We start from the raw sequence: 19,740 nt of genomic DNA, 5'->3' as shown, positions 1-19,740 counted from the left end.
CACAGGGGAATTTGAACGAAAGTGAGCAACATGCGTAACTCGATCCTGATACTCGCCGCCGCGACTTGCCTCGCCGGCGCGAACACTGCCTTTGCTCAGGAAACCGAACAGGCGCCGGCCAAGGCCTTTGCCGGCCCGCGCGTCGAAGCAACGATCGGCCTCGACCAGAGCGGCGACGACGCTATTGCCGGCCAGGAACTGACCGGCATGCGTGCCGGCGGCGCCGCGGGATTCGACGTAGCGGTCGGCAAGCGTGTCACGCTCGGCGTGGAAGCCGGTATCGGCTGGATGGTCGCCGGCAACACCAAGGTCGGCCCCTTCCCGCCCGGCGACCCCAACAGCTACAAGGTCAGCGCCGGCCGCGACATCGATGTCTCCGGCCGCCTTGGTTATGCGCTGAGCCCGAAGACGCTGATCTACGGCAAGGTCGGCTGGGCCAGCCAGAGCTACAATATCGCGAGCAGCGCCGGCCCGTCCTTCGACAGGAAGTCCGACGGACTGCGGCTCGGCGCAGGCCTCGAGCAGAAGCTCACCTCGAACGTCTATGCCAAGGCCGAATATCGCTACACCAGCTACAGCGATGTCGGGAACCTCAAGAACGATCGCCACCAGCTGCTCACCGGCATCGGCGTGCGCTTCTAAGGCGTGACGCCGGCAGGGGGACGGCTTGTCCCCGTCCCCCTGTTCCGTCAGCAAGCGGTTCCCCGGCCTTCGCCCGGGGAACTGAAAGCGTCAGGCCTGCACCCCCTCGGGCGGCACCCCCGCCCCCCAGCGATCGTCGCGCAGCGAGAGCTTCACTTCGGCCAGCAGCCAGTCGCGAAAGGCGCGGATCTTGGGCTGGTTGCGCTTGCTCTCGGCATACATCAGCCAGAAGGCATTGCGGTAATGCGCCACCTGCGGCAGCGGCTGGACGAGCTGGCCGGCATCGATCGCCGGCTGCCATAAAGGCGGGCTGAGGATCGCGAAGCCGTGCCCCGCGATCGCGGCATTGCCGTCAAGGATCTGCGAATCGAAGCGCAGCCCGGGCATCTGGCTGGTATCGGGCGCCTCGCCCAGCGCGGCCGCGAACCACAAGTCCCACCAATCGTCGCGATAGGTAAGCCGCGGCAGCTCGAGCAGGTCCTGCGGCGTGCGCACCGGCGGATGCTTGGCCAGGAAAGCCGGGCTGGCCATCGGCGTGACCGGCATCCGCATCAGGAAGTGGCAGCAATGGCCCGGCATCGGCCCGGGCGCGCCGCGCAGCGCGATATCCGCCTCGCCGGCGAGCAGGTCGATCATCTCGTCGCCGACATGGAGGCGCACCGCCAGGTCGGGCCGGGCGAGCTGGAACGAGCCCAGGCGGCTCGCCAGCCAGTTGGTGGCGAGCGTGCGCGGCGCGGTGATGCTGATCACGCTCTCGGTCTCGGCATGGATCGATGCGAAGGCCTTGCCCATCGCATCGAACGCGCCGGTGAGCTGGGGCGCGATCCGCTGTCCGACCTCGGTGAGCGCGATGCCGCGGCCGCTGCGTGCGAACAGCGCCACGCCCAGCCGCTCCTCGAGCAGCTTCATCTGATAGCTCACTGCAGCCTGGGTCATGCCCAGTTCCTCGGCGGCGCGCGTGTAATTGCCGTGGCGCGCGGCGGCTTCGAAGACGCGAACGGCGGCGAGAGGCGGAAGGCGGCGCATTTCCATATACAAGCACAGCTTATGCCTGTTAGCCAAGGATTAGTTGGTCCCGGCGCGGCTTCGGGCGCAGATGGAGGGGGTGCCGAACATGGCGCGCATCCAAAGGAACCAAGCCATGCTGAAGATGCTCATCCCCCTCGCCCTGATCCTTTCCCCGGCGCTGATCCCGCTGGCCGCGAAGGCGCAGGACCGCACCAATATCGCGCGTGTCAGCTACGCCGATCTCGACCTTTCCCGTGCCGCCGACCGCAAGGCGCTCGACCGCCGGATTGCCCGCGCGCTCGACGAAGTCTGCGGCAAGGTGCGCCCCGGCTTCATCAATCCCGCGCCGGAATCGCTGCGCTGCCAGGCCGAGGCCCGGCGCGCGATCGCCACGGCGCGCGAGCAGGCGGTGGCGCGCAGCGCGGCGCCGGTCCGGATCTCCGCTGTTCCCTGATTGATCCCTCGGAACACGAAGAGGCGGGCGGCAGTGCAACGCCGCCCGCCACCCATAAGCATTGCTGATATCGATCGGCGCGATCCCGAAAAGGGATGACCGGCGCGATCCAGGCGGGTTGGGCCTGTCACGAAATTATGGTTACTCCTTCGTGAAGGAACAGGGAGGAACCCATGCGATTCGTTTGGGCACTGGCGGCGTTCGCGCTGCTCGCGGGCTGCGATGACATCAATCGCTCCGCGGACGGCAAGGACAAGTCGGACTTCGCATCGTCCGCCAATGCCGAGGCATTCGCCTCCACCGGCACCGGCTTCGACTATCGCTATGCCTATCGCCTGCCCGGCGCCAAGGTGAAGGGCGTCCTCCAGTCCAATGCCGATGCCTGCGACCGGATCGGCCCGGCGCGCTGCCGCATCCTGGCGATGCGCTACCGGGTGGACGACGGGAACAAGACCCGCGCGGTGCTCACCGTACGCATCGATCCCTCGATCGCGCGCCAGTTCGGCGATGCGGTCACCAAGAATGTCGCCGCTTCCTATGGCGTGCTGACCGATACCGAGATCACCGGCGCCGACTCGACCGCGACCGCGCGCAGCGTGGCGGTGGTCAAGCGGCTGCAGGACCAGCTCCAGAATGCCAAGTCGAGCACCACGCCCGACGCCCAGGCGCGCGCGGCCCGGCTGCAGAACGCGCTGGCGGTGATCGCCGAGGTCGAGGCCAGCCAGGGCCAGACCCTCGCCAATGTGCCGATGCTGTTCACCTATGAATCGAGCGGCGCGCTGAGCGGGCTCGGCTCGTCCGAGGCGAATTTCCAGACCGCGGGGCAGACGCTCGAGAATTCGGTCGCCCAGCTCGTCCAGCTGCTCGCCAGCATCGGGCCGTGGTGCCTGCTGATGCTCGCGGTGGTGCTGGTGCTGCGCTGGATCATCCATGGCCGCGCGATCGGCTCCGATCCCGAACCGCGCCGCGCGGAAGGCTATGACGACGGCTATCATGACGGCCATGACGGGCACGACACCCGCCCCCGTGCCGACAATCGCAACCTGATCCAGCGCTGGTTCTCCCGCGACGAAGAGGATCATCACGCCTAGGGGGTAGCGCCCCTCCTGCTCCCAGACCTCTACGCTCCCCCGGCGAAAGCCGGGGAACAGCTTCGAATTTCCGCCTGACTGCCGACAGGCCCCAAGGCTCGGCGCAAGCCCTTCCCCTATTCCCGTCATCCCCGCGCAGGCAGGGATCCAGAGTCACTAAGCGACACCCTCGCAAACCCTGGATCCCCGCCTTCGCATGGGTGACGTGGGACGCATTCCTTCGCTCCCACTCCAGAGCCGAAACCCCAGCCTACGCACCCATCGCCACAATCTCGCCCCAATTAAGGCGAAATTGTGCCTTGACATAAATCCCACCCCTATGATGGATTATGGCCAGATTGTGGCAAGGAGGGATTATGAAGCGTCTTGTTCCAGTGCTTCTGCTGGCCGGCACCCTGGCGGCTTGTTCGGCTGCCGAGAACAGCCAGACCACCCGCGCGGACGACAGTGCCGCCCAGATGTTCGAGTCGGCGGACGCGCCGGCGAGCGACGCCAAGGGCGCCGGCAAGCAGGATCAGGCCGAGAAGGTGAAGGTCAGCCTGCCCCAGCTCGCCTACAGCTATTCGCTCGGCTACCTCCTGCCCGGCGACCGGCTCGCCTCGGTTCAGGATGCGCACCGCCGGCTGTGCGAGGACATGGGTCCGACGCGCTGCCAGCTGCTCGCCTTCGAGCGTGACGACAGCCAGGACAAATCCGGCGACGCCCTGACGAAGCTGCGCGTCGTCACCAGCGAAGCGCATCGTTTCTCCGACGCACTGGGCAAGGTCGCGGGCGATGCGGGCGGCCGCGCGACGGGGACCAAGGTCGCCACCGACGACGTCTCCAAGCAGATCGTCGATACCAAGGCGCGGATCGCCCAGCGCGAGCTGCTCGTGGCGCGGCTGACCGAAGTGCTGCGCACCCGCTCGGGCAAGGTCTCTGAACTTGTCGAGGCCGAGCGCAGCGTCGCCTCGGCGCAGGAAGAGCTCGACCAGGCCAAGGGCTGGCTGAGCGAGCTGCAGGGCCGGGTCGCGATGTCGGACTTCGAGATCCGCTATTCGGCGATCGCGCCGGCAACCAACTCCGGCAGCGTCGCCGGGCAGCTCACCGAGGCGGGCCAGGGCTCCTTCGCCAGCTTCCTGATCGGCGTCCGCGCGCTGTTGACGCTGGCGATCTATCTGCTCCCCTGGGTGCTGCTCGCCATTCCGGTAGTGCTGCTGGTCCGCCGCAAGCGCGCCAAGCCCGCCGAAGCGGCCTGACGCGGCCCGACCCGGCGGAAACGGCCGGTTCTCAACCGGCACGGCCCGCGCTGCCAGCTCGTCGCGATGCAGCGCGCGAGCGGCGATGACGGCACCCAGAGCGCGCATCTCAAGCTGCGCGTCGCCAGCGTGATCGCCCAGCAGGTCTCGACCGACCTCACCGCCGCGGTGGGCAAGGCCGGCGGCCGCGCGGTCGATACCCAGATCTCGGCGGAGGACGTCTCCAAGGATCTGGTCGATACCGACGCGCGCCTGCGCCAGCGCGAGATCCTGGTCGCGCGACTCACCGACATGCTGCGCGGCCGCCAGGGCAAGGTCGGCGAGCTGGTCGAGGCCGAGCGCAGCGTCGCCCAGGCGCAGGAGGAGCTGGACCAGGCAAAGGGCTGGCTCGGCGAGCTGCGCCGCCGCGTCGCCTATTCGGACTTCTCGATCAGCTATGCCCCGGTCACCGCACCGGTGGCGGCGCCGACGCGGCAGGGCTTTTTCGGCCAGGTCGGCGACGCGATCGCCCAGTCCGGCGCCGCAGTGACCGGCACCGGGCGTACCCTGTTGCTGCTCGTCATCTACCTCGCGCCCTGGGCGCTGCTCGCCGCGCTGGCGCTGTTCGTCGCCCGCCCGCTGCTGCGCCGCTGGCGCCATGCCGGATTGGGTCCCGTTAACGAGGATGCATGATTGCGCGCGCACCCCCGTTTCGTTATAGGCCGCCTCTCGCCCCGGCAGGCTCGCGGATTCCCCGCGCCGCCGGGGCAATGACTTTCCAGGGGAAAACGCACCCGATGGCACGCCGCCGGCAGATCTACGAAGGTAAGGCAAAGATCCTCTACGAGGGTCCCGAACCCGGCACGCTGATCCAGTATTTCAAGGACGACGCGACCGCCTTCAATGCCCAGAAAAAGGGCACGATCAACGGCAAGGGCGTCCTCAACAACCGGATCTCCGAGCACGTCTTCACGCTGCTCGCCGGCATCGGCATCCCGACTCACTTCATCCGCCGCCTCAACATGCGCGAGCAGCTGATCCGCCAGGTCGAGATCGTCCCGATCGAAGTCGTGGTGCGCAACGTCGTCGCCGGCAGCCTCGCGAAAAAGCTCGGCATCGAGGAAGGCACCCCGCTGCCGCGCACGATCATCGAATATTACTACAAGGACGATGCGCTCGGCGATCCGCTGGTCACCGACGAGCATATCCTCTGCTTCGGCTGGGCGAGCCAGGAAGAGCTGCACGACATGGCCGACATGGCCATCCGCGTGAACGACTTCCTCTCGGGCCTGTTCGCCGGCATCGGCATCCGCCTGGTCGACTTCAAGCTCGAGTTCGGCCGGATCTGGGACAACGACTATTCGCGCATCATCCTGGCCGACGAGATCAGCCCGGACGGCTGCCGTCTGTGGGACATGACCACCGGCGAGAAGCTCGACAAGGATCGCTTCCGCCGCGACCTGGGCGGCGAAGTCGAAGCCTATCAGGAAGTCGCGCGCCGCCTGGGCCTGTTCCCGGAAGGCGAGGACTCGGCCGTGCTCGACCTCGAAAGCCACCGGAAGCGCCGGGGCAAGTAAGCCTTCCTCCACTACTGGAAACCGCTGTTCCCCGGCGAAAGCCGGGGCCCAGGGTTTCCATGCCCGTCGCCTGCGGGCCCGGGCCCCGGCTTTCGCCGGGGAAGCTGTCTAAAAAGACACGCTTTCGCCTTGCAGCGACGAACGGACGAGGCCATAGGCGCTGCCCATGAAGCTCCGCATCATCGTCACCTTGAAGAACGGCGTGCTCGACCCCCAGGGCAAGGCCATCCAGCACGCCCTTGGCGGCCTCGGCTTTGACGGCGTCGAAGACGTCCGCGCCGGCAAGATCTTCGAGCTCGTGCTCGCAGACGGCACCAGCGACGAGGCCATCGACGAGATGTGCCGCAAGCTGCTCGCCAACACCGTCATCGAAAACTACCGGGTGGAAAAGCTGTGAAGACCGCGGTCATCGTCTTTCCGGGCTCCAACTGCGATCGCGACATCGCAGTCGCGCTGGAAGCGGTGACGGGCGTGAAGCCCGCCATGGTGTGGCACGGCGAGACCGAGCTGCCCCAGGGTCTCGGCCTGATCGCCCTGCCCGGCGGCTTCTCGTACGGCGACTATCTCCGCTGCGGCGCCATCGCCGCGCGCTCGCCGGTGGTGAAGGCCGTGATCGAGGCAGCCGACAAGGGCATGCCGGTGATCGGCATCTGCAACGGCTTCCAGGTCCTCACCGAGACCGGGCTGCTGCCCGGCGCGCTGATGCGCAACTCCGGCCTCAACTTCGTCTGCCGCGACGTGCCGCTGACGGTCGACAATTCGCAATCGATCTTCACCTCGGCCTATCGCGCGGGCGAGCAGATCACGATCCCGGTGGCGCATCACGACGGCAACTATTTCGCCGATGCCGAGACGCTCGACCGGATCGAGGGCGAAGGCCGGGTCGCCTTCCGCTATGCCGCCGACATCAACGGCTCGGCCCGCAACATCGCCGGCGTGCTCAACAAGGCCGGCAATGTGCTCGGCATGATGCCGCATCCCGAGCGCCGCATCGAAGCCGCGCATGGCGGCACCGACGGCCGCCGCCTGTTCGAGGGCCTGCTCGAGGCGGTGGCGTAAGCCGCACCTTCGGGTCTCCAATCCGGACGACGCCCCGCTCCCCGGCGAAAGCCGGGGGCCAGCGCTCCCATGCCTCGCCGCTTGTGCCCCCGGGTCTTCCCGGCCGGATGCGCGTGGGAGCCGCGGAGGCAATTCCGACGCCGCGCACTGAAGCAGTCAAGTCACGCACCGAACAGCGGACTGAACCCCCATCCCGCCATTGCTGCCCGTGCGTGCGCGGACCATAGTGCGACAAATGATCGCCCGAATCTCATGGCGGGCAATCGATGTCGTTTCTTTGGCGACCGCGAACGAGAACATTGAAAGGGGTGGACGGGGTGCAGCCGACAATCCTGGTTTCATGGGCCCGGCGCAGCGCATTGGCGATAGCCGGCGGCCTGTCCTTGTGGATGGCCGGCGGCTGCACGCGCGCGCCACAGGGCATCGAGGCGCTGACCACCGCACCGAACCCCATCGTCCGCAGTCTCGCCAACGCCGCGCACAGCGGCGACAAGCAATCGCAACTCACGCTCGGCATCCTGCTCGAGGAGGGCGTCGTCGCGCCCCGCGACTGGCCGACAGCCCTGTACCTGTACCGCCAGGCCGGGCAGTCGCGGGGCGGCACGCTGTGGATCTACACGCCGAATGTCGGGTCCAAGGGCGGCCAGGTCATGCCCTATGATTCCGGCCCGGCGGAACCCGGCCTCCCCGAAGCGCGGGAACGCTATCGCGCGCTGCGCAAGCGGATGCGGTAATGCGCATCCCGCGCATCCCCCGAAAGCGCCTGGCCGGCATCGGCCTCCTCCTGCTGGCGATGTCGGCATGCGGCACGCCGCAGGGGATCAGCCAGGGCAATCGCTCGGCCGAGGCAAGCGCCAGGCCCCGCCCCGCCGCCAGCGCGTCCAAGGGCAATTGCCACGTTCCGGCCGGGCCGGAAGCCCGGCGCCAGTGCGGGACCGAGAAAGTCCCGCTCGAACATCTCGGCGGCTTTGAACTCCCCGCCCTTACCCTCCTGGGCTATGGCGAGGAGGCGCAACCCATTCGCGTGGCCGTCTCGACCTATAACCAGGTGGTGGTCAGGCTGCGCAGCGCCGCGCCCGAGGATTTCGCCGGCACCCTGGCCCGCGCGGCAACCGAAGTCCGCCGGCATCTCACCACGGTCTGCGCCATCGAAGCCCATCGCTTCCGCGGCGACGACGATTCCGTGACGACCAGAATTTTCGAACTCTACGCCTGGATCGGCTTCCGGCGATCCCTCATCCAGGGCGCGCCGCAGGACCTGCTCGAATGGAACGAGATAACCGCCCTGCCCTGCTTCACGCGGACGCGGGACTTCCTGTTTGCCAACCCTCCCGGCTTTCTCGCAGCGGGCGAGTCCGCCGCCTATGACTTTCCTTCTTACTTCGCCCGGCCGCTCGCCGCCCATTTCCATGCCGAAGGGCGCACGCTGCTCGCGGATGCGCTCTGGTATCGCGCCCAGCTGTCGGAGATGGACGATCGCAAATTCGCATGCGTCGCGGGCCCGCTCGCCCGCCAGCGGCCAAGCTTGCGCTCCGCGATGCCGGAACTCTGGGGCCGCTGCACGGCCAACGTGACCCGAGGGCAGTCCTGCCTCAAGACGCTGGGATCCTGCGGTGCCCTTGGCACAGCCCCGCCATGGCAAGGCCGGCGATGACGGCGAGCCCGCCCCAACGAAGGAGGCGGCCGCGGATAGCCCCCGCGACCGCCTCACCCCGTGACGAACCGTGATGCCGCCCCGCGCCCAATCGCGGGGTCGCAAATCAGTTGTACGCATGCTCCCCGGCCAGCGCGTCCGACGACGCAGCCAGCCCCCGCGCCGGGAAGGAGATCGGGCGCCCGCTCGAGGCCGTGGTCGCGGCGCCGGTGGTGCGGAAGCGCGAAGCCTGCTCGGCCAGTGCCGAGATCTCGACGGTGAGATTACGCGCCGCGGCCGAGGTTTCCTCGACCATCGCGGCATTCTGCTGGGTCGACTGGTCCATCGTGCCGATCGCCGAGCTGATCTCGCTGATCACCGTCGACTGGGCGCGATTGTCGGTCGCCATCTGGTTGAGCAGCTCGTGCACGCCGCTGACATCCTCGGCGATATGCGCCAGCGCCCCATCGACCTTCTCGACCATCGCCACCGCGGCGACGATGTCGACCTGGGTCGCGGTGAGCTGTTCGCGGGCGCGGCCGGCTTCTTCCTCGGCGCGCATCGCAAGCGCGGAGACGAGATCGGCGACGACCGCGAAGCCACGGCCCGCCTCGCCGGCGCGGCCGGCTTCGACGGCGGCGTTCATCGCCAGCACGCGGGTCTGGAAGGCGATCTTGTCGAGGCCCTCGATCACGCTGTCGATGCCCTTGGCGCTGTCATTGACCCGGTTCATCGCCTGCACCGCCTCGTCGACGACCTGGCGGCCGTCAGAGACCGTCGCAGTCGCGCCATCGGCACGCTCCACGGTGCGGTTGGCGGCTTCGGCGGTGCCCTTCAGGCGCTGGTCCATCTGGCTGATCGCTGCCGTGGTCTGCTCCAGGCTGGCGGCATTGGCTTCGGTCCGGCGGGCCAGGCTCTCCGAGGCCTGGGCGATCTCGCCCGAGCCGGTGCGGATCGCGATGGTGCTTTCGGTCACCGTGCCGAGCAGCGCGCGCAGCGATGCGAGCGCCGCGTTGAAATTGTCGCGCAGCTTCGCATAGGTCGCCGGATATTCCTCGATGATGTCGGCGGTCAGGTCGCCCTGGGCGAGCCGCTCGAGATTGCTGGTCATGCCGCGCACGATCTCGCCGTGACGCTCGGCTTCCTCATTCTGGCGGATCTGCGCCGCGGCGGCATCGCGGAAGGTGAACATCGCCTTGGTCAGGCGGCCCACGCAGTCCTGATATTCGGTGAACTGGATCGCGCTGGCGAGATCGCCGGCGGCAAGCGCCTCCATGCGCACCACGGTGGTGACATAGGGATCGGCGATCGCCTTGCGATACCAGACGCTCATGCCCGCGGCAGCCACGATGGTGGCGATGCCGACGGCCAGGGCAAGCGCGGGGAACAGCAGCAGCGTCAGCGGCGTGAGCGCGACGAGCGCCGTCATGGAGCCGAACGCTACTAGCAGCTTACGGCGGATGGGCGCGTTAGCGACGAACCAGTGCATGGGCACTCCCTCAGATCATGCAACAAAATGTTGCTACCTCGGAGCATTATAGAGAGCCCAGTCACGGGAAACGCCGCTTCGGCAATATACGTAACAATAATTTTTGCCTTTGCGTACAATTACATAAATTACGCAAAGTTGATCGTTACGTTCGCGCCTCGACCCATTCGAGTATGTCCGCCATCACGCTTTCCTTGCCAAGATCGGCAAGCAAGTCATGGTAATGGCCCTGATAGATCTTGAGCGTCTTGTCGCTCGATCCGGCATGTTCGTAGAAGAACTCGCTGCCGTGGCAGACCGTGGCATGGTCCTCGGTGCCGTGCAGGATCATCACGGGAATCGTGATCGTATCGAATTCCTTGCGCATCCGCTCATCGGCGCGGACCAGCGCGGCCACGGTCGCGGCGGGCTGGACCTCATCCTTGATGTACGGATCGGCGTTGAGCTTCGCGACCCATTCGGGATCGCGCGAGAAATCCTCGTTCTTCAGCTTGAGCACGCCGAGATGCGGCGCGACATGGCTGAGCCCCTTGATCGCGGCGAGCGCGAAGCCGGGCGCGGGCACCTGGAAGGCGAAGCTCTCGCAGATGAAGCCGGCCAGTTCCTCCTGGTTGTCGAGCGTATAGGTGCAGGACGTGACGCCGCCGGCGCTGTGGCCGAGCAGGAAGACCTTCTTCCCCGGATGGCGCGACTTGGCGATGGCGATCGTACCGGCGACATCGTCGACATAGTCGGAGATCTTCTCGACATAGAAGCGCTCGCCGTCCGAACGGCCGCGCCCGCGCAGGTCGAGCGCATAGGCGGCATAGCCCTTCTCGACGAAGCGTTGCGCGGTCCATTCATGCTGGCCGCCATGCGAGTTCACCCCGTGGCAGATCACCACCACCGCCCGCGGCTCGCCCTCGGGCAGCCAGGAGCGGAAGAAGATGTTGACGTGGCCGGTGCTGCCGAAAGTTTCTTCCGTGGTCGCGGTCATGCTCTGCCCTCCTCAGAGAATTACGCGCGGAGGATGCCAGCGTTGTCGGGCTGCGTCAGCTACTCCTTCGGGTATTCGCAGGTGTCTCGAAGATCCTGGTGGTGCGGGCAAGGAGCACCAGCATCGCGGGCCAGAACATCGTGTTCCAGATGTCGTGCCAATTGCCCCACAGGTCGATACGGGTGCGGTAGATCAGGCTGTCGCGCAGATCCCAGGCCTCGCCCAGCAGCGCCGCGGCAAGCACCACGGCCAGCGGCTTCCAGCTCCGCAGCGGCCAGCGAAAGGCCAGCGCCGCGCCCAGGAACAGCGTGAGCCCGACATAGATGTGGAGTGCATCCTTGGCGAGCCCGACATGCTGGATCAGCCAGAACTTGGTCGATTGCAGCGGGCTCATCGCCTTACACCCGGGTGGCGAAGGGGGTGAAGTCGGTGCCTTCGTCGAACACGTCGACGCCCTCGCGGCGCTTGAGGAAGCCGACGACGAGATAGGTGACCGGCGTGAGGATCACTTCCCAGGCGACCTTGAGCGCCCATTGGGTGAAGAGCACCTGGATGACCAGGGCGGTGGTCCAGCCCTCGGCGCCCAGGAAGGCGAGCGGGTAGAAGATCAGGCTGTCGATCCCCTCGCCCGCGATGGTCGAGCCGATCGTGCGGCTCCACAGCATCCTGCCGCCGGTCCAGATCTTCATGCGGGCAAGGACATAGGAATTGACGAACTCGCCGGCCCAGAAGGCGCAGACCGAGGCGAGGACGATGCGCGGAACCTGGCCGAAGATCGTCTCGTACGCGGCCTGGTTGCCCCAGCTCGGCGCCGGCGGAAGTGCCACGACCACCCACGACATCAGCGCCATGAACAGCACCGCGCCGGTACCGGCCCAGATCACCCGGCGGGCGCGGGCATAGCCATAGACTTCGGTCAGCACGTCGCCGATCACATAGGAGACGGGGAAGAACAGGATGCCCGCGCCGAACGGCCAATAGTCGTTGTAGACCGGCAGCCAGATCTGCGAGACCTTGCCCGCGCCAAGCACGTTCGACAGCAGGATGATCGCGACGAACGCGGCCATCACGAAGTCGTAATAGCGGAAATGCCCGCCGCGCAGCGTGTTTGCGGCGACCTGCGCCGGCTTCCCTTCCCCCTGGCTCATGGCGGCATTTATGATCCCGGTTCCGCTGCCGCGCAATCCACGCTAGGGAGCCCCGGCGCGCGTCCGTAGCTCAGTTGGATAGAGCACGTGCCTTCTAAGCTCGTGGTCGCTGGTTCGAATCCAGCCGGGCGCGCCAATTTCCTGTTCTTCGCCCGTCCTCCGGAAGTCTTCATGCTCGAAATCTGCATCGACACGCTCGCCGGGATCGACGCCGCCATCGAAGGCGGGGCGGACCGGCTCGAGCTTTGTGCCGCGCTGGCCGTGGGCGGGCTCACTCCGCCTCTCTCGCTGGTCACCCGCGCCGCCGCCGCGCCGATTCCGTCGCACCTGCTCTGCCGCCCGCGCGACGGCGACTTCCGCTATGGCCCGGCCGAAGCCGCGATGGTCGCCGACGACATCCGCCTCGCCGCCGAGGCCGGGCTGGCCGGCGTGGTGATCGGCGCCAGCGCCGCCGACTACCGACTCGACGCCGGACTGCTCGCATCCTGGGTCGCCCATGCCCGTGCCGAAGGTGCGAAGGCCGGGCGCACGCTCAGCCTCACTCTCCACCGCGCCTTCGATCTCGTCCCCGATCCGCTCGAAGCGCTGGAGACCGCGATCGCGCTGGGCTTCGACCGGATCCTCACCTCGGGCTGCGCGCCCCGCGCCGCCGATGCGCTCGACACGCTCGCCGCCCTCGCCCGCCAGGCCGAGGGCCGCATCCGCATCCTCGCCGGCAGCGGTATTGACGCGACCAATGCCCGTGCCATCCTCGCCACCGGCGTGCCCGAGATCCACGCCTCGTGCCGCAGCCCCGGCGGCACGCCCGGCGAGGCCGAGCAGCGCTTCGGCTTCCAGACCGGCCCCGGCCTGCACACCGACCCGGAAAAGGTCGCCGCGCTGCGCCGCATCCTTGCCGACTATAGAACCTTGAACAGTACCAATATATGACTTATCACTGCCCGCTTCGATAGTAAGCGGGGGTATGATGGCGGCTGACGAACACCTGACGACGACGACGACCGTCACGCTGATGGAGTCCGAAGCGGCCGAGGCGCCCGAGGCCGTGCGCCGGCTGGTCGCCGCGAACCAGGCAAGCTTCGCCGCGCTGGCCGAGCGGCTACGGGCCAACCCGCCCGCGCGCATCGTCACCTGCGCCCGCGGCTCGTCCGACCATGCCGCCAGCTACGGCAAATATCTGATCGAGACGCTGATCGGCATCCCCGTCGCCTCCGCCGCGCCCTCCGTGGCCTCGGTGTTCGCCGCACCGGTCACGCCCGGCTCGGCGCTGTGCATCGCGATCTCGCAGAGCGGCCGCAGCCCCGACCTGCTCGCCACCGTCCGCGCCCACCAGGCAGCCGGCGCGCATGTCGTCGCCTTCGTCAACGACGAGACCTCGCCGCTCGCCGAGATGGCCGACACGCTGATCGGCCTCAAGGCCGGCCCCGAGCGCTCGGTCGCCGCGACCAAGTCCTACATCACCGCGCTCGCCGCCTTCGTCGCGCTGGTCGCCGAATGGGCCGAGGACGACGCCCTGCGCGCCGCGCTCGACACCCTGCCCGCCCAGCTCGAGACCGCCCGCGACCTCGACTGGAGCGACGCCGTCCAGGCCTTCCGCGACGCGAACAACCTGTTCGTCATCGGCCGCGGCTACAGCTTCGGCATCGCCCAGGAAGCCGCGCTCAAGTTCAAGGAAACCTGCGGCCTCCATGCCGAGGCGTTCAGCGCCGCCGAGGTCCGCCACGGCCCGATGGCGATCGTCGGCCCGGGCTTCCCGATTCTCGCCTTCGCCACCTCGGACACCGCCGGCGACAGCGTCCGCGAAGCCGCCACCGAGTTCGCGTCGCGCGGCGCCCGCATCTGCCTGGCCGACGCCAAGGCGAGCGGCAGCCTGCCCGGCATCCCCGGCCATCCCGCGATCGAGCCGATCCTGATGGTCCAGAGCTTCTATCCGATGGCCAATGCGCTCTCGCTGGCACGCGGCCATGATCCCGATCGCCCGCTCTACCTCAAGAAGGTGACCGAGACGCGATGACCGTGTTCGCCTTCACCAACGGGCATATCGTCACGCCCGGCGGCATATTGGAACAGGCAGCCATCGAGGTCATCGACGGCCGCATCGCCGGCATCACGCCCGATGCCGCGGCCGATACCGCCATCAACCTCGACGGCGGCTGGATCGTCCCCGGCTTCATCGACACCCAGGTCAATGGCGGCGCCGGCGTGCTGTTCAACGATTCGCCCGATGTCGAAGGCATCGCGGCGATCGGCCGGGCGCATGCGCGCTACGGCACCACCGCCTTCCTGCCGACGCTGATCAGCGACACGCCCGAGATCGTCGCCCAGGCGCTCGACGCGGCCGACGCCGCCATCGAAGCCGGGGTGCCCGGCGTCATCGGCGTCCATATCGAAGGCCCGGTCATCAGCGTCACCCGCAAGGGCATCCACGACGCCGACAAGTTCCGTCGCCTCGACGCGGACTTCCTCGCCTTGCTCACCCGCCCGCGCCGCGGCAAGGTGATGCTCACGCTCGCGCCCGAGATGGTCTCGCTCGAGGATATCGCCACGCTCCACAAGGCCGGCGTGATCCTCAGCATCGGCCATAGCGACGCGGACTATGACACCGCCAAGGCGGCGATCGCCGCGGGCATGACCGGCGTCACCCACCTCTACAACGCGATGTCGCCGCTGCTCCACCGCGCCCCCGGCGTGGTCGGCGCGTCGATCGAGGACCAGGCCATCTATTGCGGCCTGATCCTCGACGGCTTCCACGTGCACGACGCCCCCGTCCGCATCGCGATGCGCGCGCGCCCGCTCGATCGGTTCCTGCTGGTCACCGACGCGATGCCTTGCGTCGGCGCGGACGTGGCCGAGTTCGACCTGCACGGCCGCCGCATCCTGGTGGAAGGCGGGCGCTGCCTGGGCGAAGACGGCACGCTTGCCGGTTCGTCGCTCGACATGGCCGGCGCCTTCCGCAATGCTGTCAACCGCATCGGCCTGTCGCATGCCGATGCCGCGATGATGGCCGCGACCAGTCCTGCCGCCTTCCTGGGCCTGGGCGACGAGCGTGGGGCACTTGCCCCTGGCCTCGTCGCCGACTGGGTCCAGCTCACCAGCGACCTGATGCCCGCGGGCACCTGGATCGCTGGCAACCGCATCGCCTGATCTCCGGGAGACAAGCCCTGCCCACGCACTCGCCGCCGCCGCTCGACGAAACTCTCGCGGGGCGCATCGCCATCGTGTCTCCGCTGGCCGGCTGGCTGTCCGGCCTGGACGAGGTCCCCGATCCCGTCTTCGCCCAGCGCATGCTGGGGGACGGCGTCGCGATCGATCCCACCGGGGACTGCCTCCACGCCCCGTGCGGCGGCGAAGTCACGGTGCTTCAGCCCAGCGGCCATGCCGTGACGATCCGCACCGCCCAGGGTGCCGAGATCCTGATGCATATCGGCCTCGACACCGTGGCGCTGAAGGGCGAGGGCTTCAGCCCCTGCGTCGCCGTCGGGGACCATGTCGCGGCCGGCGCGCCGCTGATCCGCTTCGATCTCGACGCGATCGCCTGCGCCGCCCCGTCGACGATCACCCCGGTGCTGCTGCTCGAGACCCCGGGCTTCGCGCTGGTCCGCAGCCGCGCGGACGGCCCGGTCCAGGTCGGCGACGCGATCTTCGCGCTCGAACCCCAGGCTGGCACTGCAGCCGAAACCATCAAGGCTAGCGGCGAGACCGTCGAGCGCACGATCATCGTGCCGCTCGCGCACGGCATCCACGCCCGCCCCGCCGCGCGCATCCGCGATCTGCTCGGCGAGCATGCCGCCGATGTCACCATCACCAAGCAGCAGCGCAGCGCCAATGCGCGCAGCCCGGTCGGCCTGCTCACGCTGGCGATCGGCTATGGCGACGAGATCCAGATCCTCGCCACCGGCCCGGATGCCGCCGCCACGGCCGCGGCGCTGGCCGCCCTGATCGAAAGCGGCATGGGCGAGAAGGGCCATGGCCCCGCCCCCGTCGCCGCGCCGGCAGCTCCCGTCGTACAGGCTCCGGCCACCCTCCCCGCCGACGGCATCCTCACCGGCGTCACCGCCGCTCCTGGCCTCGCCGTCGGCCAGGCCCGCCGCTTCCGCCTGCCCGAGATCCAGGTCGACGCGACCAGCAAGGGCGCGGCCGAGGAACAGGCCCGGCTCGACGCCGCCTGCGCCAGCCTCGCCGCGCGCCTCGATGCCGAGATCGGCCATGCCGCCGGCCCGCAGCGCGCGATCATCGAAGCGCACCGCGCGATGCTCGGCGATGCCGACCTTCGCGCCGGCGCCGCCAAGGCCATCCAGGACGGCGCCAGCGCCGGCATCGCCTGGCGCGCCGCGATCGCGCCGCAGGTCGAAGCGCTCGCCGCATCGGGCGACGCGCGCCTCGCCGAGCGTGCCGACGATCTGCGCGATCTCGAACGCCGCGTGCTGCTCGCCCTTTCCGGCGCCGAGGAAGCCCCGCTCACCTTCCCGCCGAACACCATCCTGATCGCCGATGACCTGCTGCCGTCGCAGGTGACCGCGATCGATCCGCGCCAGGTGATCGGCCTCTGCGTCGAGCGCGGCGGCCCGACTTCGCATGCCGCGATCCTGGCCGCGAATATCGGCCTGCCGATGCTCGTCTCGCTCGGCCCGGTGCTGCGCCAGATCGCGGAGGACACGCCGCTGATCCTCGATGCCGGCCTCGCCCGGCTCCAGGTCGCGCCTGCCGAGGCCGCGCTGGAGGAAGCCCGCCGCGAAGTCGCCGAACGTGCCGCGCGCCGTGCCGTGGCGCTCGCCGCCGCCGCCCGGCCCTGCCACATGGCCGACGGCACCCGCATCGAAGTGTTCGCCAATCTCGGCTCGCAGGCCGATGCCCGGATCGCCATCGCCAATGGTGCCGAGGGTTCGGGGCTGCTGCGCACCGAATTCCTGTTCCTCGACCGCGAGACCGCGCCGAGCGTCGATGAACAGGCCGCCGACTATCAGGCGATCGCCGATACGCTTGCCGGCCGCCCGCTGATCGTCCGCCTGCTCGATGTCGGCGGCGACAAGCCCGCGCCCTATCTGCCGATCCCGGCGGAGGAGAACCCGGCGCTCGGCCTGCGCGGCATCCGCGTCGGCTTCGCCCATCCGCAGCTGCTGGAAGACCAGATCCGCGCGATCCTGCGCGTCCGGCCGATCGGCCAGTGCCGCATCATGATCCCGATGATCGCCGGGGTTGATGAGCTGCGCCGCGTCCGCGAAATCCTCGATCGGGTGCGGGCCGAACTCGGCATCACCGAAAAGGTCGAGCTGGGCGTGATGGTCGAGACGCCGGCAGCGGCGGTCACCGCCGATCTGCTCGCCGCCGAGGCGGATTTCCTCTCGATCGGCACCAACGATCTCACCCAATATGCCCTGGCGATGGATCGCGGCAATGCGAGCGTGGCGAGCGCGATCGACGGGCTCCATCCCGCCGTGCTGCGCCTGATCGCCGACACCTGCAAGGGTGCCGCAAGCCGGGGCCGCTGGACCGGCGTATGCGGCGGGCTCGCGTCCGACCCGCTGGCGGTGCCGATCCTGATCGGCCTCGGCGTGACGGAACTGTCCGCCACCGCCGCCATCGTCCCCGAGATCAAGGCGCTGGTGTCCGAGCTCAAGCTCGACGCCGTCCGAGCCCATGCCCAGGCCGCGCTTGCCTGCGCAACCGCCGCCGATGTCCGCGCTCTTGCCCGGGAGTTCACCGCATGAAGTCGATCCTCGAACTCCTCCAGCCGCTGGGCCGCGCCCTGATGCTGCCGATCGCAGTGCTGCCGGTCGCCGGCCTGCTGCTGCGCCTCGGCCAGCCCGACCTGCTCGACATCGCCTTCATCAGCGCCGCCGGCGATGCGCTCTTCTCGCACCTCGGCCTGCTTTTCGCGATCGGCGTCGCCACCGGCTATGCCCGCGACGGCAACGGCGCCGCGCCGCTGGCCGGCATCACCTGCTTCCTGGTCGCCACCGAAGCCGCCAAGGTGCTGCTCACCGTTCCGGCCGACGTCACCGCCGGCATGGACGGCCCGCTGCTCGAGCTGACTACCGCTGCGTGGAAGGCCAAGGCGATCGCGCGGCTCGACGTGCCGATCGGCATCCTGTCGGGCCTGATCGGCGGCAATTTCTACAACCGCTTCTCGACGATCAAGCTACCGGAATATCTCGCCTTTTTCGGCGGTCGCCGCTTCGTGCCGATCGTCAGCGGCTTTGCTGGCGTCCTCATCGCCGGCCTGATCGGCCTGTGCTTCGCCCAGCTGAGCGCCGGGATCGACGGGCTTGGTCACGGCATCACGGGCGCGGGCGAGATCGGCCTGTTCCTGTTCGGCCTGATCAACCGCCTGCTGCTCGTCACCGGCCTCCACCACATCTTCAACAATGTGTTCTGGTTCGTGCAGGGTGATTTCCACGGCGCGAACGGCGATCTGCGCCGCTTCTTCGCCGGGGATCCGACTGCCGGATCGTTCATGGCCGGCTTCTTCCCGGTGATGATGTTCGGCCTGCCCGCCGCCTGCCTCGCCATGTACCGCGCGGCGCGTCCGGAGCGGCGCAAGGCTGTCGGCGGCATGCTGTTCAGCCTCGCGCTCACATCGGCGCTCACCGGCGTTACCGAGCCGATCGAGTTCAGCTTCATGTTCCTCGCGCCGGCGCTGTTCGCGGTGCATGCGGTGCTCACCGGCATCGCGATGGTGGTGATGGACCTGCTGAACGTGAAGCTCGGCTTCGGTTTCTCGGCCGGCCTGTTCGACTATGTCCTGAACTTCGGCAAGGCGACCAACCCGTTGCTGCTGATCCCGGTCGGCATCGTCTATTTCGCGCTCTACTACGGCATCTTCAGCTTCGTGATCCGCCGCTTCAACCTGCAGACCCCGGGTCGCGAGCCCGAGGCTGCGTCCGCGCCCGCGTCCGTGGCCAGCACCGGCGTGCGCGGTGCGGACTTCGCCCGCGCGCTGGGCGGCGGCGCGAACATCACCAGCGTCGATGCCTGCACCACCCGCCTGCGCCTGATGGTCAAGGACCAGGCCCAGGTCGATGAGGCCGCGCTCAAGGCGCTCGGTGCGCGCGGCGTGATCCGTCCCTCGGCCAATGCGCTGCAGGTCGTCCTCGGCCCGATCGCGGACTCGGTCGCGGTGGAGATCCGCGATGCGCTGGCGATGGGCGGTGTCGTTACCGCTGCCGCGCCGGTCGCGGCGCTGTCCGGGCAGACCGTGCTGACCCCGGCCGCGCTGGCGGCGCTGGGCGGCGCGGACAATGTCCTTGGCGCCCGCCTGCTCGGCTCGCGCCTGCGCGTCGAGCTGTGCGAACCGGCCAAGGCCGGCGAGCCCGCGCTGGCGGCACTCGGCGTCCGCTCGGTCGCGCACCCGTCGGAAGGCGTGGTCCACCTGCTCCTCGCCCCCGATGGCGCGAAGGCGCTGGTGGCGGCGTAGAACCCCTCCGCTCCCCGGCGAAAGCCGGGGCC

General features: G+C 68.6%; 20 protein-coding genes and 1 tRNA gene. 16 read left to right on the top strand and 5 right to left on the bottom strand.

Annotated elements, in window-relative coordinates:
- The first annotated feature begins 30 nt into the window (after positions 1-30).
- Positions 31-642, top strand: coding sequence for an outer membrane protein (locus AC1RJ5_RS00595; protein ID WP_269576467.1), 612 nt, complete (start codon positions 31-33; stop codon positions 640-642).
- Positions 643-732: 90 nt separating this feature from the next.
- Here AC1RJ5_RS00595 and AC1RJ5_RS00590 read toward each other — a convergent pair whose 3' ends face one another.
- A complete protein-coding gene (locus tag AC1RJ5_RS00590; RefSeq protein WP_269575553.1) occupies positions 733-1,668 on the bottom strand; it encodes a LysR substrate-binding domain-containing protein in 936 nt (311 codons plus the stop codon).
- A 115-nt stretch (positions 1,669-1,783) separates the two neighbouring features.
- Here AC1RJ5_RS00590 and AC1RJ5_RS00585 point away from each other — a divergent pair, with 115 nt between their 5' ends.
- The 9 genes from AC1RJ5_RS00585 to AC1RJ5_RS00545 all read left to right on the top strand — a co-directional run bounded on the left by AC1RJ5_RS00585 (position 1,784) and on the right by AC1RJ5_RS00545 (position 8,702).
- Complete coding sequence (locus AC1RJ5_RS00585) at positions 1,784-2,104, top strand: UrcA family protein (protein ID WP_269575554.1); 321 nt, start codon at positions 1,784-1,786, stop codon at positions 2,102-2,104.
- A 173-nt stretch (positions 2,105-2,277) separates the two neighbouring features.
- Positions 2,278-3,195 (top strand): hypothetical protein, encoded by a 918-nt coding sequence (locus AC1RJ5_RS00580; protein ID WP_493111127.1) that lies wholly within the window; start codon positions 2,278-2,280, stop codon positions 3,193-3,195.
- Positions 3,196-3,551: 356 nt separating this feature from the next.
- Complete coding sequence (locus AC1RJ5_RS00575) at positions 3,552-4,433, top strand: DUF4349 domain-containing protein (RefSeq protein WP_493111125.1); 882 nt, start codon at positions 3,552-3,554, stop codon at positions 4,431-4,433.
- Positions 4,434-4,499: 66 nt separating this feature from the next.
- A complete protein-coding gene (locus AC1RJ5_RS00570) occupies positions 4,500-5,105 on the top strand; it encodes a DUF4349 domain-containing protein (RefSeq protein ID WP_493111123.1) in 606 nt (201 codons plus the stop codon).
- Between the two features lie 104 nt (positions 5,106-5,209).
- The gene (gene purC, locus AC1RJ5_RS00565; protein ID WP_184165459.1) at positions 5,210-5,989 is read left to right on the top strand and encodes a phosphoribosylaminoimidazolesuccinocarboxamide synthase; all 780 of its coding nucleotides are present in this window, start codon (positions 5,210-5,212) and stop codon (positions 5,987-5,989) included.
- Positions 5,990-6,155: 166 nt separating this feature from the next.
- On the top strand, positions 6,156-6,386 hold the full coding sequence (purS, locus tag AC1RJ5_RS00560) for a phosphoribosylformylglycinamidine synthase subunit PurS (RefSeq protein ID WP_184165456.1): 231 nt from the start codon (positions 6,156-6,158) through the stop codon (positions 6,384-6,386).
- On the top strand, positions 6,383-7,048 hold the full coding sequence (purQ, locus tag AC1RJ5_RS00555; RefSeq protein ID WP_342250499.1) for a phosphoribosylformylglycinamidine synthase subunit PurQ: 666 nt from the start codon (positions 6,383-6,385) through the stop codon (positions 7,046-7,048). Before purS ends, purQ begins: the two co-directional genes overlap by 4 nt.
- Positions 7,049-7,365: 317 nt before the next feature.
- The gene (locus AC1RJ5_RS00550) at positions 7,366-7,782 is read left to right on the top strand and encodes a hypothetical protein (protein WP_493111119.1); all 417 of its coding nucleotides are present in this window, start codon (positions 7,366-7,368) and stop codon (positions 7,780-7,782) included.
- Positions 7,782-8,702: a hypothetical protein gene (locus AC1RJ5_RS00545; RefSeq protein ID WP_493111117.1), complete on the top strand. Its 921-nt coding sequence runs from the start codon at positions 7,782-7,784 to the stop codon at positions 8,700-8,702. Before AC1RJ5_RS00550 ends, AC1RJ5_RS00545 begins: the two co-directional genes overlap by 1 nt.
- A gap of 106 nt (positions 8,703-8,808) precedes the next feature.
- Here AC1RJ5_RS00545 and AC1RJ5_RS00540 read toward each other — a convergent pair whose 3' ends face one another.
- The 4 genes from AC1RJ5_RS00540 to AC1RJ5_RS00525 all read right to left on the bottom strand — a co-directional run bounded on the left by AC1RJ5_RS00540 (position 8,809) and on the right by AC1RJ5_RS00525 (position 12,294).
- The gene (locus AC1RJ5_RS00540) at positions 8,809-10,110 is read right to left on the bottom strand and encodes a methyl-accepting chemotaxis protein (RefSeq protein WP_493111115.1); all 1,302 of its coding nucleotides are present in this window, start codon (positions 10,108-10,110) and stop codon (positions 8,809-8,811) included.
- 205 nt (positions 10,111-10,315) lie between these two features.
- Positions 10,316-11,146, bottom strand: a complete 831-nt coding sequence (locus tag AC1RJ5_RS00535; protein ID WP_269575562.1) for an alpha/beta hydrolase — start codon at positions 11,144-11,146, stop codon at positions 10,316-10,318.
- Positions 11,147-11,201: 55 nt separating this feature from the next.
- Positions 11,202-11,540, bottom strand: a complete 339-nt coding sequence (locus AC1RJ5_RS00530) for a hypothetical protein (protein WP_342250503.1) — start codon at positions 11,538-11,540, stop codon at positions 11,202-11,204.
- Between the two features lie 4 nt (positions 11,541-11,544).
- Positions 11,545-12,294, bottom strand: coding sequence for a queuosine precursor transporter (locus AC1RJ5_RS00525; RefSeq protein ID WP_269575564.1), 750 nt, complete (start codon positions 12,292-12,294; stop codon positions 11,545-11,547).
- A 59-nt stretch (positions 12,295-12,353) separates the two neighbouring features.
- Here AC1RJ5_RS00525 and AC1RJ5_RS00520 point away from each other — a divergent pair.
- The 6 genes from AC1RJ5_RS00520 to nagE all read left to right on the top strand — a co-directional run bounded on the left by AC1RJ5_RS00520 (position 12,354) and on the right by nagE (position 19,708).
- Positions 12,354-12,430 (top strand) — tRNA-Arg (locus tag AC1RJ5_RS00520).
- Positions 12,397-13,224 (top strand): copper homeostasis protein CutC, encoded by an 828-nt coding sequence (locus AC1RJ5_RS00515; protein WP_493111112.1) that lies wholly within the window; start codon positions 12,397-12,399, stop codon positions 13,222-13,224. Before AC1RJ5_RS00520 ends, AC1RJ5_RS00515 begins: the two co-directional genes overlap by 34 nt.
- A gap of 37 nt (positions 13,225-13,261) precedes the next feature.
- Positions 13,262-14,308 (top strand): SIS domain-containing protein, encoded by a 1,047-nt coding sequence (locus AC1RJ5_RS00510; protein ID WP_269575566.1) that lies wholly within the window; start codon positions 13,262-13,264, stop codon positions 14,306-14,308.
- Positions 14,305-15,438, top strand: coding sequence for an N-acetylglucosamine-6-phosphate deacetylase (gene nagA / locus AC1RJ5_RS00505; protein ID WP_493111109.1), 1,134 nt, complete (start codon positions 14,305-14,307; stop codon positions 15,436-15,438). The genes AC1RJ5_RS00510 and nagA overlap by 4 nt, the downstream gene beginning before the upstream one ends.
- A 74-nt stretch (positions 15,439-15,512) precedes the next feature.
- Positions 15,513-18,002, top strand: a complete 2,490-nt coding sequence (gene ptsP, locus AC1RJ5_RS00500) for a phosphoenolpyruvate--protein phosphotransferase (RefSeq protein ID WP_493111107.1) — start codon at positions 15,513-15,515, stop codon at positions 18,000-18,002.
- The gene (nagE, locus tag AC1RJ5_RS00495) at positions 17,999-19,708 is read left to right on the top strand and encodes an N-acetylglucosamine-specific PTS transporter subunit IIBC (protein ID WP_493111105.1); all 1,710 of its coding nucleotides are present in this window, start codon (positions 17,999-18,001) and stop codon (positions 19,706-19,708) included. Before ptsP ends, nagE begins: the two co-directional genes overlap by 4 nt.
- Positions 19,709-19,740: the final 32 nt, after the last annotated feature.

The organism is Sphingomonas sp. GW822-FHT03G08 (genome assembly GCF_058801135.1).
This window is presented reverse-complemented; position numbering and strand designations above follow the sequence as displayed.

Coding starts and splice junctions, on each gene's coding strand:
- AC1RJ5_RS00525 (WP_269575564.1), bottom strand. CDS start 12,294: ATGAGCCAGGGGGAAGGGAAGCCGGCGCAGGTCGCCGCAAACACGCTG.
- AC1RJ5_RS00570 (WP_493111123.1), top strand. CDS start 4,500: ATGCAGCGCGCGAGCGGCGATGACGGCACCCAGAGCGCGCATCTCAAG.
- purC (WP_184165459.1), top strand. CDS start 5,210: ATGGCACGCCGCCGGCAGATCTACGAAGGTAAGGCAAAGATCCTCTAC.
- AC1RJ5_RS00585 (WP_269575554.1), top strand. CDS start 1,784: ATGCTGAAGATGCTCATCCCCCTCGCCCTGATCCTTTCCCCGGCGCTG.
- AC1RJ5_RS00580 (WP_493111127.1), top strand. CDS start 2,278: ATGCGATTCGTTTGGGCACTGGCGGCGTTCGCGCTGCTCGCGGGCTGC.
- AC1RJ5_RS00590 (WP_269575553.1), bottom strand. CDS start 1,668: ATGCGCCGCCTTCCGCCTCTCGCCGCCGTTCGCGTCTTCGAAGCCGCC.
- nagE (WP_493111105.1), top strand. CDS start 17,999: ATGAAGTCGATCCTCGAACTCCTCCAGCCGCTGGGCCGCGCCCTGATG.
- AC1RJ5_RS00595 (WP_269576467.1), top strand. CDS start 31: ATGCGTAACTCGATCCTGATACTCGCCGCCGCGACTTGCCTCGCCGGC.
- AC1RJ5_RS00575 (WP_493111125.1), top strand. CDS start 3,552: ATGAAGCGTCTTGTTCCAGTGCTTCTGCTGGCCGGCACCCTGGCGGCT.
- AC1RJ5_RS00510 (WP_269575566.1), top strand. CDS start 13,262: ATGGCGGCTGACGAACACCTGACGACGACGACGACCGTCACGCTGATG.
- AC1RJ5_RS00545 (WP_493111117.1), top strand. CDS start 7,782: ATGCGCATCCCGCGCATCCCCCGAAAGCGCCTGGCCGGCATCGGCCTC.
- AC1RJ5_RS00530 (WP_342250503.1), bottom strand. CDS start 11,540: ATGAGCCCGCTGCAATCGACCAAGTTCTGGCTGATCCAGCATGTCGGG.
- AC1RJ5_RS00540 (WP_493111115.1), bottom strand. CDS start 10,110: ATGACGGCGCTCGTCGCGCTCACGCCGCTGACGCTGCTGCTGTTCCCC.
- AC1RJ5_RS00535 (WP_269575562.1), bottom strand. CDS start 11,146: ATGACCGCGACCACGGAAGAAACTTTCGGCAGCACCGGCCACGTCAAC.
- purS (WP_184165456.1), top strand. CDS start 6,156: ATGAAGCTCCGCATCATCGTCACCTTGAAGAACGGCGTGCTCGACCCC.
- nagA (WP_493111109.1), top strand. CDS start 14,305: ATGACCGTGTTCGCCTTCACCAACGGGCATATCGTCACGCCCGGCGGC.